This window comes from Streptococcus sp. GMD4S (assembly GCF_000296955.1).
Map to the genome: position 1 here is coordinate 1 of NZ_AJRE01000052.1, position 15,356 is coordinate 15,356.

Genomic DNA, 15,356 nt, shown 5'->3' on the forward strand with positions numbered 1-15,356 from the left:
ACAATTCGAGATAATACAGACTATCAGTTGACTGTTGATTTAGCACAGTCTAGTCTTATCCTACCTTGTCAAAAGGTATAATCTACCAGACTTTCAATATGGAAGTATTCAAAGGAAAAGTCAATGAATTTGACCATTGAACTTCCTATAACCAAAGTTTTCCACTTGAACAGTCGAATCAAACATAAACTTTGTATCAAATTCAGTTCATCTAAAAGCATTTTAGAAGCCCCTAGATAGAACTTGGACAAAAGATACTTCCTCTAACCAACATGTGTAACCATTTATCATACACGCTACTACACCACATGTTGGAAATCTCTGTGAATTACATTTAGAGTAAATTCACAAAACGCCGTGACAAAAAGCTACCCAAATTGAATGATTCACTGTCATTAAAGAACATCAATGTAGATAAACGGATCGCTACCCAGTTTATCTGCACCCAACTAGTGACAAGTTAAAAGAAGGAGAATCTCTCCATCTAGTTCTTTATCCTACTGACTTTAAAATCATCATACGTGACAATACCGCCTACCACCCCGACTGACATTTTCGTTCAGTCCACGCTACTGTACCTTGTAAAAGGAGTACTTACTTTATGAACAAATCAGAACACAGACACCAACTTATCCGCGCCCTCGTTTCAAAAAACAAAATCCATACACAAGCTGAATTACAAGCCTTATTAGCGGAAAATGATATCCAAGTGACTCAGGCTACTCTATCACGCGATATCAAAACCATGAACCTTTCAAAAGTGCGCGAAGAGGATAATTCTTACTATGTGCTAAATACAGGGTCTATCTCCAAATGGGAAAAACGTCTTGAAAATTATATGGAAGATGCTCTTGTTATGTTACGTCCTGTGCAACACCAGGTTATTTTGAAAACTTTACCCGGTTTAGCTCAATCATTTGGATCTGTAATTGATTCCTTGGCCTTTCCAGATGTCGTTGCAACCCTTTGTGGAGATGACGTCTGCATGATTATCTGTGAAGATGCTGCAAAAGCGCAGGCTTGTTTTGAGAGTCTTAAAAAATATGCGCCGCCATTTTTCTTTAGTGAATAAAACAAATCCCGTGATTAAAAGATCACGGGAATTTTTTATTTCTTTGACTGTGTTTCTTCTTTCTTTGTACGTGCCAATCGAAGAGCACGTTTTGGATTGAGACGATTAAATAATTCTTCTAGTTTCTTTTCATTCCATACATCTGCTGCAGAAACAAAATTTCCATCTGCATCTCGGAATGATATCGGTTTATCTCCCATATCAATCTCCTAGTCTACAAATTCAAACTCAAATTTACCGATTCGGACCAAATCGCCATCTTTGGCACCACGTGCACGAAGGGCTTCGTCAACCCCCATACCACGAAGCTGACGGGCAAACTTCATGACCGATTCGTCACGGTCAAAGTTGGTCATGTTAAAGAGTTTCATGAGTTTTTCACCAGAAAGTACCCATGTCGCATCATCATCACGACTAATCTCAAAGGCTTTTTCTTCCTCGTCAAAGCCATAGTAAGCCTCTTCTTCCATATCGGATTCATCATAAATCGGGAATTCTGGAGTCTTGTCTAACAATTCAGCTGTCGCGTCCAAAAGAGTCGCCAACCCTTGCTTGGTCAATCCAGAAATTGGGAAGATGGCTGGAAGTTCCTCAAACTCGTCGTAGTTTGCTGCTAACTTTTCCTTGAAAGTTTTCAGATTTTCCTGACTTTCAGGCATATCCATCTTGTTGGCCACAATGATCTGTGGACGTTCCATGAGACGAAGGTTATAGGATTCCAATTCCTTATTGATAGCAAGGTAGTCCTCATAAGGATCACGTCCTTCGCTAGCTGACATATCGATGACATGGAGGATAACTCGAGTGCGTTCGATATGACGAAGAAACTGGGTTCCAAGACCAACACCTTGACTAGCACCTTCAATCAAACCTGGAAGATCTGCTACTGCAAAAGATTCACCTGACTGCGTACGAACCATACCTAAATTAGGGACAATCGTCGTAAAGTGGTAAGCACCGATCTTAGGTTTAGCTGAAGTGATGACACTAAGCAAAGTTGACTTTCCGACAGATGGGAAACCGACCAAGCCGACATCCGCTAGGATCTTCAATTCCAGTTGCAACTCACGTTCTTGACCTGGCTCTCCATTCTCAGAGATTTCAGGTGCAGGATTTTTGGGAGTGGCAAAACGGATATTTCCACGACCACCTCGACCACCATGAGCCACAATAAACTCTTGACCATGTTCAATCAAGTCTGTAATGACTTTACCTGTTTCCGCATCACGTACAGTAGTTCCCTGTGGTACGCGAACACGAAGATCTTCTGCACCACGTCCGTGCATTCCTTTGGTCATCCCTTTTTCACCAGAATCAGCCTTGAAATGACGGTTATAGCGGAAATCCATCAAGGTACGTAAGCCTTCGTCTACCACGAAAACAACGTTTCCTCCACGTCCACCATCACCACCCCAAGGACCGCCATTAGGGACATATTTTTCACGGCGAAAGGCAACCATGCCATCGCCACCATTACCAGCCTTGACCTTAATCTTGGCTGTATCTAAAAACATACTCATATTTTCTTCTCACTTTAAAAAGGCTGGGGAGAACCCAGTCATTAGTTATTGTTTCTATCCTCATAGCTTGCTTAGAATCTACTGAAAGCTCCAAGCGCAGTTGCAAAGATACCAGCAAGGGTTACAAACAACATGATGAGCACGACAACAAGCGTCACCTTTTCAAACAATGTTTTTTTGCGTTTTCCGTTATCTCCAAAAGCCATAACTTCTCCTTTTTCTATATAATTCTAATTTAATACTCTGATGAAACTGGTGCAATCAACCATAAAATGATATAAGCAAGGACTCCTGTCCCATAACAAAATGCAAGAACAGCCCAAATGACACGAACAATTGTTGGATCAATATCAAAATAATGAGCAACTCCTGCGCATACTCCACCAATTTTTTGATCTTTTCCGCTTCTCATTAATTTTTTCATTTTTTCTTCCTCTTATTCTATTATTTGAATTCGTCTCTCCAATAATCTCTGATGCTAGACAATTGTTTTCGAGACGCTCTTAAAATACGCTTGGATTCTTTTACTGGGCTTGTAACAGCCTGTTGAGGTAGATAGAGAATCGTTTTTAAAAAGCGCTGAGTGACAGGCTGTCCATCATGTAGCTCATGTTCAAAGTTATTTGAGATAATGGCATCAAGGTAAAACTCATGAACTCGTTTCCCAAAATTTTCAGCCGAAATCTCGTACAACTTATCCGCCAAATTTTGTTCAGACATATCAGGAGTAGCGATCAATGCTTCAAGGATAGCGCCCGCAAGCTCTCGTTCTCCATAGTAGAGGGTCCCAAACATTTTATCATTGATCAGATTTTCAAGATAGGGATTGCCATGAGCAATAACAGGCGTTCCACTGGCTAGACTTTCTAGATAGGTTAAACCCTGAGTTTCACTCGTAGAGGCTGAAATAAAGAAATCAGCTGCTTTATAGTACAAGGCTGTTTCACTTGGAGCAATCATACCTGTAAAAATCACATGTTTTTGTATGTTTAATTTCTCTGCTTGTTCTTTCAGACTATTCAGATAAGGTCCGTCTCCAGCAACAACCAACTTCACCTTGTCTTCTTCTTTCAAAACCTGCGCAAAGGCAGCTAAGACTGCTTGGATATTCTTCTCATAAGAAATACGCGAAAGGCTCAGCAGCATTTTCTCACTTTCCTGAATACCTAACTTCGAACGAAGCTCTAGTAAGTTTTCCTCTTTGATCTCAGGTCGTTCAAACTTAGCCAACTCAATTCCAGTTGGGATGACCCGCTTTTCAACCTTGACTTTGTATTTCGATAAAAGGTCACGAACAATCTCACTAGGGCAAATCACGCCATCTACATCATGAAGGAAGCCACGCACCAAATATTTTACCATACTCGGACGAATTAGCATGCCCTTAGCAATGTAATGCACATAGTCTTCATACTGGGTATGGTAGGTATGAATAACTGGGATTTTCAATTCTCTCGCAATCCAAATTCCTAACAAACCAAGAGAAAATTCTGTCTGGGTATGAATGATATCGAGTTGATACTGCTTGGCAATTTCAAGCGCCTTTGTAAAACCTCGGTAGGCAAATCGTCGATCCTTAAATGCAAAGAAAGGGACACTCGGAATGCGAATAATTTGCCAATCCTCGTATCGGTTCACGTCTTTATCAGTCGTTGTAAAGATAAAAACTGCATGCCCCTGCTTTTCAAGCTCAGTTTTCAAGGTCCGTATACTAGTCGCGACCCCGGAAACCTGAGGGAAATAGGTATCTGTAAATAAACCAATTCGCATAAATTACCTCACTTTTTGCCCAAAGCAGCCTGTTCTCGATAAAATTTTAACCAGATTTCCAACAAATGCTCCTCAGAGTACTCTTTGGAGATCTCGCGAGCTTTTTCTTTCAAGTCCTTTAAGGCTTCAGGGTCATTCTTGTATTCTAGGATTGCTTCTCTCATCTCGGAAACATCACTTGTAGCACGATAATTCCCATCAAGAATAACCTTATACAAATCCAAATCTCTTAACATAATAGGAGCCTCGCAACTAGCGGCCTCTAAGATAGTCATAGGGAATAATTCATTGTAACTTGGTAGCAAGAATAGATCCGCCATAGCGTAAAGCTCCCGCATCCGTTCCGGTGACACAATTCCAGGGAAAATAAGATTTTTGGGTGGATTGTCCATTATCTTCTTGTAGCGTTCATAACCATCTGTCATCCCACCAAATGAAAAACCACCTGCCCAGATAAAGGTAATTTCTGGCAATTCCTCAGCAAGACGGATAAAGTCATCAATCCCTTTACGTTTCTGAACCTGACCCGCACCGATTACGACAAACTGATCTTCCGCAAGATCCATTTCCTTTCGGAGTTGTGCAACCTGTTCAGCTGGTAATGGATGCCATTTTTCTTTGTTTACAAAGTTTGGAATATAAGTTACTTTTTCACGCGGAATACCAGCAGCCACCAAATTCTCGATAAACATGGGATTGACCACCACCAAGTGTTCCATTCGGTTGTAAAAGGAAAAAACATAGCGTTTGACAATTCCTTTTAGGAAAAATGGAATCTTCAAACTCCCCTCAAGCGTATCAGGCAAAAAATGCACATAGCCAATTTTTCTCCCAGAGCGTTTCTTTTGGAAAGTAGATAAATAATAAGGGAAATCAATAGTGTGAAAATGAGTTACATCTGCCTCTACAGGAAGATTCTCCGTAACAATCAACTGGTCTTTGGCATCGCGGTGAAGGAGACTAACCAATTCTCGATAAGCTCCTGACACTCCTTGACCAGCTACTTTTTCACTTGAACTTAGCATATTAATACGCAATTTTTCGTTTTCCATACCTTTCATTATACCATTTTATTTCCAGAAAATCAGCAAAAGAAAGAAGAGACGATTGGAAAAAGGATAAAATTATCCTATTTTCCAATCGTCTCTCACATTTTTCTTAGTCTTTATTTAATTCCTAGGGCGATACGCGCGTATCGGCTCATTTTTTCAACCGTCCAAGCTGGATACCAGACCAATTTAACTTCGGTATTGGTTACCTCAGGCACATCTGTCATCGCATCATGTATCTGGTCTGTCAAAAGGTCAGCCAGTGGGCAGCCCATAGTTGTCAAGGTCATATCAATTTCAGTGTGACCTGTTTCACCATCAAAACGAATTTCATAAATCAAACCTAGGTTGACAATATCAATCCCCAACTCAGGGTCGATGACTTCTTCCAAAGCATTTAAAATGCGTGTTTTGATCGTTTCAATTTGCTCTTCTGTATAAGCCATGTTATTCCTCACTCTTAGTCTTCAATAAAATCACGAAGGGGTTTGCTGCGACTTGGTTGGCGCAATTTTCTCAAAGCCTTGGCCTCAATCTGACGGATACGCTCACGAGTCACGTTAAAGACTTTACCAACATCTTCAAGAGTACGCATTTTTCCATCATCTAGTCCGAAACGCAAGCGCAAGACGTTTTCTTCACGGTCTGTAAGAGTATCCAAGACTTCATCCAACTGCTCACGCAAGACGATACGAGTTGTGTAGTCTACTGGATTTTCAATCACTTCATCTTCGATAAAGTCCCCAAGATGGCTATCGTCCTCTTCACCGATCGGTGTTTCAAGTGATACTGGTTCTTGAGCGATTTTTAGGATTTCACGGACCTTGTCAGGTGTCATATCCATACGCTCAGCGATTTGTTCAGGAGTTGGATCTTGTCCCAATTCTTGAAGGAGATTACGCTGTTCACGGACAAGCTTGTTAATGGTTTCTACCATGTGGACAGGGATACGAATAGTACGGGCCTGGTCAGCGATGGCACGAGTGATTGCCTGACGAATCCACCAAGTTGCATACGTAGAAAACTTAAATCCTTTTGAATAGTCAAACTTGTCAACAGCCTTCATCAAGCCCATGTTTCCTTCTTGGATCAAATCCAGAAACTGCATGCCACGCCCTACGTAGCGCTTAGCAATCGAAACCACCAAACGAAGGTTGGCTTCTGCAAGACGTTGTTTGGCTTCAATATCACCAGCCTCAACTGCTAGAGCCAATTCTTTTTCCTCTTCGTTGGTCAAGAGAGGAACGACCCCGATTTCCTTCAAATACATACGGACTGGGTCATTAACCTTGGCAGAAGTTGAGCCAATCAAGTCCTCATCACTGAGTTCTGGTTCTTCTTCTGCACTAAGCACACGCGCGCTTGGATTTCCTTCGTTGTCTGTGATAGAAATTCCAGCATCCTGAATCCGTTGCAAAAGGTCTTCAATGCCGTCTGCATCGAGGGTGAAAGGAATAACCAGACTTGAATTGATTTCATCATCTGTTGCTGTTCCTGTTTTTTTGTGGTTACGGATAAAGTCCGCTACTTGCACATCAAATGTGGTTACTTCTTTTTGTTTTGTTGCCATTATTACTCCATTCTTCTCTTTTGGGAAATCAATCGTTGCAATTCTTCCAAGGCTGTGTCTGTATCTCCTACATGACTAGCCTCCTGCACTTTCTTTTTAATCCTTAAATTGTCCTTGCTGAGGAGGGCACGGTTACGAGTCGCTTCGACTTCCGCTAGCTCTTGAGGCGACATCTCAGCTGGCAAATCCAAGCTAAGCACGTGGTACCAGGCATTTTCAACCTCAGGAGTCTGATGAGACAGTTCCTCTGATCCGATTTCTCCCTCTGCACTTAATAATTCGTAAAGAATTTGAAATTCTGGGGTATCAAAGAAAAAATCTTCTCTTAATCGGTAGTCATTTAGAACAACTGGATTCTCAGCCATCCTATAAAGGAGATGAGCCTCTGCTCTCATGACTGCTGTCAGTTGCCGCGTTACAGGTAAACTAATCGCTGCTGGAGGTTGCTCCTCTTTGACTCTTTCCTGCCTTTGAACAATGCGACTTTCATTTACAATCTGCTCCACCTGCTGGTAATCAAAAGAAGGTAGATTATCCGCCAGAATGTGGATATAAGAATTCTGGGCAGTGATAGACTTTTCTTTGGCGATTAGGGGGGCAATCTTTTCAATGAACTCGATTTGCGCCTGTAAGTTATCACTATTTTCCGGCTTGAGCTGGTGAATATAGAACTCTATGGGACTAATCCGAGTCTTGGTTAAAAGGTAAGCCAGGTCTTCAGCAGAATTCTTTTGCAAATACTCATCTGGGTCCATGGCATCAGGTACTCGAACAACCTCAACTGAGAAGTCTTTTAACTCCTCTAGAGCCTTGGCTGTTGCTGTCTGCCCTGCCTTGTCGCCATCGTAGCTGAGAACAATTTTTTTGGTAAAGCGTCTGAGGTGATCAACATGCTCCTTGCTTAAGGCTGTTCCCATGGAAGCTACAGCATTTTCTATACCAGCACGGTAGGCTGCAATCACATCCATGAAGCCTTCCATCAGATAGAGCTCTGTAATCTTACCTGTTCCCTTTTTTGCCTTGTCCAGATGATACAATTCGTAGCTCTTGTTAAAAATTGCAGTCGAGCGGCTATTTTTATATTTGGCAGTCTGACTATCCGTTTCTTGCCAGATACGACCTGAAAATGCAATAACCTGCCCCTTGTCATTGGTCAAAGGAAAGATGATTCGTCCAAAAAAAGTATCATAAAATTGATTACCATCTGACAGATAAAACAAGCCCGAATCCAATAAATCCTTTTCCTCAAACTTGTCAGCCAAACGTTGATAGAGATAAGTTCTCTCTGCTGGAGCTAGTCCAATCTGGAAGTGCTTCAGAACATCATCTGTCAATCCGCGTTTGTAGAGATAAGCCCTTGCTTCTTCTCCCATCTTTGTCGTCATGAGGATGGCATGGTAAAAACGGGCAGCTTCTTCATGCATATCGTATAGAGCTTGATGAGGGGAAGTTTGTTGGGGACGAGACTGTACCGGCGTAGCTAGTTGAATACCGACGCGCTCTCCTAAGAGCTGAACGGCTTCCATGAAGGACACACCTTGGTATTCTTCGATAAACTTAAAGACATCTCCTGAACGACCACAGCCAAAACAGTGATAAAACTGCTTGTCTTCCACAACGTTGAAAGAAGGGGTCTTTTCACCATGAAAAGGACAGAGCCCTAAATAGTTCCGTCCAGCCTTTTGTAAAGAAATCACATCACCTATGACTTCCACAATGTTGGCATTGTTTTTGATTTCTTCAATGACTTGCTTGTCAACCATACACAATACCTCCATCTTATCATAGTTTCACGTAAACTAGTATAGCTTATTTCTGAAAAAAAGTAAACCATTTCATACGCTTTCCGTAATTCTCTTTGCCTTATTTTTCTAGATAGAAAGAGGTGATAAAAAACTCAGAAACACTTCCATGTTTCTAAGTTAATTTTCACTATTTTTTGATGATTACTTCACTCATCTATTCAAATAATTGATAGTAGTCTGAAATTTTCATCTTAGCTTTTTCTTCTTTATTGAGGTCTTGGATGATGCGACCTTCCTTCATGACAATCAGACGGTTTCCATACTTCAGTGCATCTTCCATATGGTGGGTAATCATCAAGGCTGTTAGATGATCTTTGCTGACAAAGTCATCTGTTAATTCCATCAATGCCACACTTGTTTTTGGGTCAAGGGCTGCTGTGTGTTCATCCAACAAGAGCAACTCTGGTCGTTTCAAAGTTGCCATCAAGAGACTCAAGGCCTGACGTTGTCCACCTGAAAGAAACTCAATAGGAGTGTCCAGATGTTTTTCAAGACCATTTCCAACCTTTTCAATGGTAGTCTGGAACTCTTCCCTATGGCTTGAAAGCCTTCTAGGCAGGAGTCCTCTCTTCTCACCACGAAACTTGGCAATCAAGAGATTTTCCGCCACTGTCATACGGGGAGCCGTACCCATCTTAGGATCCTGAAAGACGCGAGACAAGTACTTAGCCCGCTTTTCAGGTGAAAAATTCGTCACGTCCTCCCCCATGATACGGATACTTCCACTTGTTAAAGGTAAGGTACCTGCAATCGTGTTAAAAAGCGTTGATTTCCCCGCTCCATTTCCCCCTAAGATGGTAATGAAATCATGTTCGAAAATTTCAAGAGAAACATCATTCAGAATGATTTTTTCTTCGTCAAAGCCATTCGTGATGACTTTGGTAGCATTTTTTAATTCTACAATTGCTGTCATTTGCTAAACTTGACTCCTTTCAGGTATTTGCTTTTGAAGGTTGGAATCATAAGGCAAACTGCCAAAATCAAGGCGCTGTACAAACGAAGATAACTTGTATTAAACCCAAGAGCAATAACTCCCCAAACGAGGAACTGATAAGCGATAGAGCCAACGACGATGGTCATGAGTCGCTCTGCCAGGGTCAAACTCTTGAACAAAACCTCACCAATAATCAAGCTAGCAAGCCCTACGACAATCACGCCAATTCCTCGAGAGACATCCGCGTATCCTTCTTGTTGAGCAATTAAGGCCCCTGCAAGCGCGATAATCCCATTTGAGAGAACCAAACCCATGAGTTCCATACGTCCCGTATTGATACCAAAGCTACGAGCCATATCGGGATTGTCACCTGTAGCGATGTAGGCTTGACCTAGTTTGGTATCAAGGAAAAAGAGCATAAGGCCAATAACAAGAGCTACAAAGATTAATCCAGTCAGGAGTTGGTTAAGGTCTGAATCAAAAGGCAAGACATCCTGAATTTGTTTGGTTCCAAGAAGCCCCAGATTGGCACGTCCCATAATCATGAGCATGATGGAATGACAAGAAGTCATGACCAGAATCCCTGATAAGAGGGTTGGGATTTTTCCTTTAGTATACAAAAGACCCGTCGCCATTCCAGCTAGACAGCCCGCACCTACTGCAGCTAAGGTCGCCAAAAACGGATTGACTCCCTGTGTTATCAAGGTTACAGCTACTGCTCCCCCAAGAGGAAAAGAACCTTCAGTAGTCATATCAGGGAAATTCAAAATTCGGAAAGTCATAAAGATTCCCAAACCTAAAATCGCCCAGACCATTCCCTGAGAAATAATGGATACTATCATAATCTTTCACTCATTTCTTTCTTTAGTAAAAATGGGAGGAGATGTGTCCAGCTCCTCCTTTATCTTTATTCAATCACTTGTCCCGCTTCTTTTAGAACGGACTCAGGAATGGTAATACCAAGTTCCTGCGCTAGTTTTTTATTAATCACTGACTTACCAGTTGAAAAGACATTAACTGGCGTATCAGCTGGTTTTTCACCTTTCAAAACTTTGGCAATCATTTTACCAGTAGCCACTCCAAGATCGTGTTGGTCAACTACTACAGATGCTAATCCACCTGCTTCTACCATGGCCGTGGCACTTGGGTAGATTGGCTTTTTAGCTGTTTGATTACTTGAAACAACTGTTGAGAATGCGGATGCAATGGTATTGTCAATTGGAACCCAAATTGCATCGACCTTGCTTGTCATAACATTGACTGTTGAAGCAATTTCATTTGTTGAAGGAACGGCAAATGTTTCGACTGTCAAACCTGCTTTTTCAGCATAAGCCTTGAATTCTTCTACCTGTGTTTTTGAGTTATCTTCGCTACTTGAGTAAAGAGCTCCGATTGTTTTGACATTTGGTGTGAGAGTTTTTATCAACTCTACTTGTTGTTCAGCAGGGTTGTGGTCTGATACCCCTGTGATGTTGCCTCCTGGTTTTTTCAAGTCTTTGACCAAGTTAGCACCGATTGGGTCTGTAATAGCAGCCATGATAACTGGTAGGTCTTTTGTAGCACTAGCGAGTCCTTGAGCCGCTGGTGTCGCGATCCCAACAACAACATCGTTTCCATTAGCAACCAATTGTTTACTCATGGTTGCAACCTTGCTCTGATCACCTTCAGAGTTCATAAAGTCGATTTTTACCTGGTCGTCCTTATAGCCTTCTTCAGCTAGTCCATCTTGAATCCCTTGGTAAATCAAGTCCAAGGATGGGTGACTAACAAATTGAAGGACACCAACCTTAGCAACCTTTTGCTCTTCTTTAGCTGATGGCTTATTCATAGATGAATAAATCAAGCTAGCCACCACCAATACTGCTAATCCAGCGACAATTCCAATCAAACGTTTATTTTTCATTTTTCTTTCTCCTTTTAAATCACTTGTATAATGCTCTTTTCAACAAAACAAGCGACGCCATCGTTTAAATTCCATCATCATCCTCCTAATAGAAAAAGTCCTCACACAAAAAACTTGTGTGAGGACGTCGATGCGCGGTGCCACCTCAATTATAGGGAATATCCCTATCGCTCTTTCTCGCAATAACGAGTTGCACTGTAAGGTGTGCTCACCGAATTTTTATGATTTCAAATTCTTAAGTACATTCAGCCCAATTTCATCAATTTCATCTATCTGCTTTCACCAACCACAGACTCTCTATAAAATGAGCATGATTACTTTCTGAATGTTTAAATTATATCATTTTTCAACTACTTGTCAAGCTTATTTTTAGAATTTTTTAAACAATTCAAAAACTTCCCCTTGAAAAAGGAGGAAGTTTGTAGAATATCAGCCTGAATTACGCAAACCAGTTGCAATTCCGTTGATAGTTGTATGGATCAGTTTTTCTTCGTCTGCTGACAATTCGCCGCGACGTTGACGTTTGATCAACTCCAACTGGATGTAGTTCAGGATATTAAAGTAAGGCATACGATAGTTTAGACTGTCTTTTAGATAAGAGTTTTCTGCCAAGAGTTCGTCATAACCTTCGATAGCTAAAATAACGTCCTTAGTCAACTGCCATTCATCTAAAATAGTGTAGTAGATAGCTTGTACTTCTTCGTCTTCACAGAGCTTGGCATATTCAAAAGCAATGTTCATGTTAGACTTAGACAAGACCATGTCTACATTGGAAAGCAAAGATTGGAAGAAAGGCCAGTTTTGGTACATGTCTCGAAGGAACTCGATATTCTTTGGATCTTGATCAATAAACTCTTTAAAGCTTGATCCCACACCATACCACCCAGGGAACATGACACGGCTTTGTGACCATGAGAAGACCCAAGGAATAGCACGCAAACCGCCAATTTCAGTGATGGTCTTACGAGCAGCTGGACGCGAACCGATATTGAAGCTTGAAATAGCTTTGATTGGACTTGATTCAAAGAAATAGTCATAGAAATGTTCATTTCCAAAGACCAAATCACGATAGATATCGTAGCTACGGTCCACTACTTGATCCATAATAGCTTCGTAACGATTTGACGTATTGGTATCACTCTTCTTCTTGGTAATCATACGGTTAATGGCTGCAGAAACCAACATTTCAAGGTTATAGTAGGCTGCATCTTTGTTACCGTATTTGTTTCCAATCACTTCTCCCTGCTCAGTCAGACGGATACGGTCCTTGATAGACTTGAGTGGTTGAGACGTAATAGCTTCATAAGTTGGTCCACCACCACGACCCACAGTACCACCGCGACCGTGGAAGAAAGTGACCTTAACGCCAAATTCATCCCCAATAGCAGTCAGTTGTTGTTGCGCTTTATAGAGAGTCCAACACGAGGACAGGTAACCACCGTCCTTGTTACTATCAGAGTAGCCGAGCATGATTTCCTGATAGTTATCTTTTGAAGCAATCCATTTTTTAGCCAAAGGAAGAGAAAAATATCTTCTCATGGTTTCTTCCGAATGGTCTAAGTCCTCGATCGTTTCAAAGAGGGGAACAATCTGAACGCGGGCTTTTTGAGCATCAACCAAGCCGACTTCCTTGAGCATGATGGCTAGCTCTAGCATATCAGATACACTGGTTGCGTGAGAAATGATGGTTTGACGAATGACATTTTCACCTAGTTTATCCTTCAATTTGCGCGCAGCTTTAAAGATAGAGAGTTCTTTTTCAAGCAGTTCTGACTTTTCAGCATGAGTCGCTGAGAGGATACGAGGATCTTCTTCCAACTCTTTTAAGAGGAGGGTACATTTTTCGTCTTCAGAAAGGTCGCTATAATGGTCGTTAATACCAGCTGATGCTAGCAATTCAGCCACACAAGCTTCATGAACACTAGAGTCTTGGCGCATATCGATAGAAGCAAGGTAGAAACCAAAAATTTCGACAGCTTGCATCAACTCGACAAATTCTCCTGAAATCAGGTATTCTCCTTTGTTCTCAAGGAGAGAGTCGCGAATGGCCAACAAATCTTGATAAAATTCATCTGCAGTGGCATATCTAGGATGAAGGTCCTTGTCTTCAATCAAATAAGCCTTGGTTGCCTGCATCTTAGCTTGGATGTCAAAGAGGGCACGGCGATAGAGTTCTTTTTCACGATAAATCGAGTTGTCTTGTGACTTCAGCGCCATCTCACGGACCTTGTCGCTGACATTCACGATGCTGGTTGACAGTGAAAATTCACGATAAAGATTATAAATCTTTTCATCATAGTAGTTCATGATGACTTCGCACTGAGTCAAGGCTGATTTGTTTAGGGTTTCCGCTGTTACGAAAGGATTTCCATCACGGTCTCCTCCGATCCACATCCCCATGGTAATTGGTTTTGGATGTTGGAGCTCAATACCTTGTTCTTTGGCTAATTTTTTATACTCAGCCGTCAAACGCGGAACAGCATTCAGGAAAGAACTTTGGTAATACTCCATCACGTTGGTGATTTCGTTGGTTACTTTCAATTTCTTCTCACGAATCATGTCCGTTTGCATGATAATTTCAATGTAACGACGGAGATCCGTGTGCCATTTTTCTTTATTAATCAAACCGAGTTTAACATCACGGTACTTGCGCAAAAGCGTATGGATATGGTTGGTCAAGTCCAGCATACTCTTGCGTTGTACTTGCGTTGGATGAGCGGTCAAGACAGGAACGACATTTAACTTTTCTAAAATTTCAGCTGCATTTTCTTTTTCAGCTACCATTTTAATCGTTGTAGATAGTTTCCCTAGATAGTCTTGGTCCACATTGTTTTGGTGATTGATTTCATAGGCCAAATCCACATCCTCAGAGATATTAATCAAAAGTGGAAGGATAGAGAAATAGCGTGAAATGTAAATCATTTCTTCATTCGAAAGACTGGTCACTAGGTCATTGAGCCCTTGATAATTCTCGCTAGTTGATACTTCCTTCAACTGGATAATCTTTTCAAAGGTTTCTGGCGCTAGCATATTCTTTGTGATATCTTCTAATAGCTCAGTCAGAATCAAGACTTCTTCTTGGACGACTGCTTTATTACTATAGTTTTCTAATTTTTGAAGAGACATATACTTTCCTTTCCATTCAATCCTTACAGATTTTCATCGGTTTGATTCTCGTATTCTCTGATAAGTTTGGCACGTTTTTCACTTGCATCAATGTTCAGTACAAGTGCGATGGCTACGGATAATACCAATAGACTGTTCCCTCCTTGTGAAAGGAAGGGGAAGGTTACCCCTGTAGAGGGAATCAACCCTGAAATCCCACCAATATTGACAAAGACCTGAACAAGGATCATTCCTCCGACACCAATAGCAACCATGGAGTTAAAGGGATCCTTTGCTCGAATACCAACCAAGATGATTCGCAAAATCAAGAAGAAGAGTAAAGCCAAAATCATACTGGCTCCAACGAATCCAAACTCCTCTATAACAATCGAAAAGACGAAATCCGTATGGGCTTCTGGCAGATAACCACGTTTCTCAATGGAATTTCCTAATCCAAGTCCGAACCAGCCACCATTTACCATTGCATAGTAAGAATTTGCGAGCTGGTGTCCTGCACCCGCCAAGTCATTAAAAGGATTAAAAAAGGCACTGAAACGTTTAGCAACGTAACCAAATAGCGGAATTTGAGAGAACTTTTCAACCCCAACAAAGCGAATGACAGACAAGA

The 15,356-nt window shown here is 41.4% G+C and carries 15 protein-coding genes and 1 other annotated feature; of the genes, 1 reads left to right on the forward strand and 14 read right to left on the reverse strand.

From position 1 onward, the window contains the following. Window positions 1-601: 601 nt before the first annotated feature. Window positions 602-1,072 (forward strand): arginine repressor, encoded by a 471-nt coding sequence (locus GMD4S_RS05120; RefSeq protein ID WP_001043019.1) that lies wholly within the window; start codon window positions 602-604, stop codon window positions 1,070-1,072. Window positions 1,073-1,107: 35 nt separating this feature from the next. Here the strand turns inward: GMD4S_RS05120 and GMD4S_RS05125 are convergent, their stop codons facing one another. The 14 genes from GMD4S_RS05125 to GMD4S_RS05190 all read right to left on the reverse strand — a co-directional run. Continuing rightward, entirely contained in the window at window positions 1,108-1,272 is a 165-nt protein-coding gene (locus GMD4S_RS05125) for a hypothetical protein (protein ID WP_000502578.1), read from the reverse strand. Window positions 1,273-1,281: 9 nt separating this feature from the next. Next, window positions 1,282-2,592, reverse strand: coding sequence for a GTPase ObgE (gene obgE, locus GMD4S_RS05130; protein ID WP_000061637.1), 1,311 nt, complete (start codon window positions 2,590-2,592; stop codon window positions 1,282-1,284). 71 nt (window positions 2,593-2,663) lie between these two features. Beyond that, window positions 2,664-2,798 (reverse strand): DUF4044 domain-containing protein, encoded by a 135-nt coding sequence (locus GMD4S_RS05135; protein ID WP_000863851.1) that lies wholly within the window; start codon window positions 2,796-2,798, stop codon window positions 2,664-2,666. 29 nt (window positions 2,799-2,827) lie between these two features. Continuing rightward, the gene (locus tag GMD4S_RS05140) at window positions 2,828-3,016 is read right to left on the reverse strand and encodes a PspC domain-containing protein (RefSeq protein WP_000735788.1); all 189 of its coding nucleotides are present in this window, start codon (window positions 3,014-3,016) and stop codon (window positions 2,828-2,830) included. Window positions 3,017-3,036: 20 nt separating this feature from the next. Next, window positions 3,037-4,362, reverse strand: a complete 1,326-nt coding sequence (locus GMD4S_RS05145) for a glycosyltransferase family 4 protein (RefSeq protein WP_001219457.1) — start codon at window positions 4,360-4,362, stop codon at window positions 3,037-3,039. Between the two features lie 8 nt (window positions 4,363-4,370). After that, window positions 4,371-5,414: a glycosyltransferase family 4 protein gene (locus GMD4S_RS05150; RefSeq protein ID WP_008276348.1), complete on the reverse strand. Its 1,044-nt coding sequence runs from the start codon at window positions 5,412-5,414 to the stop codon at window positions 4,371-4,373. A 113-nt stretch (window positions 5,415-5,527) separates the two neighbouring features. Further along, on the reverse strand, window positions 5,528-5,857 hold the full coding sequence (locus GMD4S_RS05155; protein ID WP_000331930.1) for a metal-sulfur cluster assembly factor: 330 nt from the start codon (window positions 5,855-5,857) through the stop codon (window positions 5,528-5,530). A 14-nt stretch (window positions 5,858-5,871) separates the two neighbouring features. After that, window positions 5,872-6,981 (reverse strand): RNA polymerase sigma factor RpoD, encoded by a 1,110-nt coding sequence (rpoD, locus tag GMD4S_RS05160; RefSeq protein ID WP_000201892.1) that lies wholly within the window; start codon window positions 6,979-6,981, stop codon window positions 5,872-5,874. A gap of 2 nt (window positions 6,982-6,983) precedes the next feature. Beyond that, on the reverse strand, window positions 6,984-8,744 hold the full coding sequence (gene dnaG, locus GMD4S_RS05165; RefSeq protein ID WP_000227887.1) for a DNA primase: 1,761 nt from the start codon (window positions 8,742-8,744) through the stop codon (window positions 6,984-6,986). Window positions 8,745-8,940: 196 nt separating this feature from the next. Beyond that, the gene (locus GMD4S_RS05170) at window positions 8,941-9,699 is read right to left on the reverse strand and encodes an ABC transporter ATP-binding protein (protein ID WP_000125429.1); all 759 of its coding nucleotides are present in this window, start codon (window positions 9,697-9,699) and stop codon (window positions 8,941-8,943) included. Continuing rightward, a complete protein-coding gene (locus tag GMD4S_RS05175; RefSeq protein WP_000637255.1) occupies window positions 9,696-10,562 on the reverse strand; it encodes an ABC transporter permease in 867 nt (288 codons plus the stop codon). The genes GMD4S_RS05170 and GMD4S_RS05175 overlap by 4 nt, the downstream gene beginning before the upstream one ends. Window positions 10,563-10,627: 65 nt before the next feature. Beyond that, window positions 10,628-11,623 carry a tryptophan ABC transporter substrate-binding protein gene (gene trpX, locus GMD4S_RS05180; RefSeq protein WP_000792187.1) on the reverse strand — a complete coding sequence of 332 codons (996 nt, stop codon included), beginning with the start codon at window positions 11,621-11,623 and terminating at the stop codon, window positions 10,628-10,630. A 117-nt stretch (window positions 11,624-11,740) separates the two neighbouring features. After that, window positions 11,741-11,956, reverse strand: a binding site (T-box leader). A gap of 96 nt (window positions 11,957-12,052) precedes the next feature. After that, window positions 12,053-14,749 carry a phosphoenolpyruvate carboxylase gene (gene ppc, locus GMD4S_RS05185; protein WP_000058169.1) on the reverse strand — a complete coding sequence of 899 codons (2,697 nt, stop codon included), beginning with the start codon at window positions 14,747-14,749 and terminating at the stop codon, window positions 12,053-12,055. A 23-nt stretch (window positions 14,750-14,772) separates the two neighbouring features. Next, on the reverse strand, window positions 14,773-15,356 hold a 584-nt coding region (locus GMD4S_RS05190), incomplete at its 5' end, for an FtsW/RodA/SpoVE family cell cycle protein (RefSeq protein WP_000697097.1).

What these genes read in the sequence shown, in the direction of transcription:
- GMD4S_RS05120 (WP_001043019.1), top strand. Translation starts at nt 602, where the DNA reads ATGAACAAATCAGAACACAGACACCAACTTATCCGCGCCCTCGTTTCA.
- GMD4S_RS05125 (WP_000502578.1), bottom strand. Translation starts at nt 1,272, where the DNA reads ATGGGAGATAAACCGATATCATTCCGAGATGCAGATGGAAATTTTGTT.
- obgE (WP_000061637.1), bottom strand. Translation starts at nt 2,592, where the DNA reads ATGAGTATGTTTTTAGATACAGCCAAGATTAAGGTCAAGGCTGGTAAT.
- GMD4S_RS05135 (WP_000863851.1), bottom strand. Translation starts at nt 2,798, where the DNA reads ATGGCTTTTGGAGATAACGGAAAACGCAAAAAAACATTGTTTGAAAAG.
- GMD4S_RS05140 (WP_000735788.1), bottom strand. Translation starts at nt 3,016, where the DNA reads ATGAAAAAATTAATGAGAAGCGGAAAAGATCAAAAAATTGGTGGAGTA.
- GMD4S_RS05145 (WP_001219457.1), bottom strand. Translation starts at nt 4,362, where the DNA reads ATGCGAATTGGTTTATTTACAGATACCTATTTCCCTCAGGTTTCCGGG.
- GMD4S_RS05150 (WP_008276348.1), bottom strand. Translation starts at nt 5,414, where the DNA reads ATGGAAAACGAAAAATTGCGTATTAATATGCTAAGTTCAAGTGAAAAA.
- GMD4S_RS05155 (WP_000331930.1), bottom strand. Translation starts at nt 5,857, where the DNA reads ATGGCTTATACAGAAGAGCAAATTGAAACGATCAAAACACGCATTTTA.
- rpoD (WP_000201892.1), bottom strand. Translation starts at nt 6,981, where the DNA reads ATGGCAACAAAACAAAAAGAAGTAACCACATTTGATGTGCAAGTAGCG.
- dnaG (WP_000227887.1), bottom strand. Translation starts at nt 8,744, where the DNA reads ATGGTTGACAAGCAAGTCATTGAAGAAATCAAAAACAATGCCAACATT.
- GMD4S_RS05170 (WP_000125429.1), bottom strand. Translation starts at nt 9,699, where the DNA reads ATGACAGCAATTGTAGAATTAAAAAATGCTACCAAAGTCATCACGAAT.
- GMD4S_RS05175 (WP_000637255.1), bottom strand. Translation starts at nt 10,562, where the DNA reads ATGATAGTATCCATTATTTCTCAGGGAATGGTCTGGGCGATTTTAGGT.
- trpX (WP_000792187.1), bottom strand. Translation starts at nt 11,623, where the DNA reads ATGAAAAATAAACGTTTGATTGGAATTGTCGCTGGATTAGCAGTATTG.
- ppc (WP_000058169.1), bottom strand. Translation starts at nt 14,749, where the DNA reads ATGTCTCTTCAAAAATTAGAAAACTATAGTAATAAAGCAGTCGTCCAA.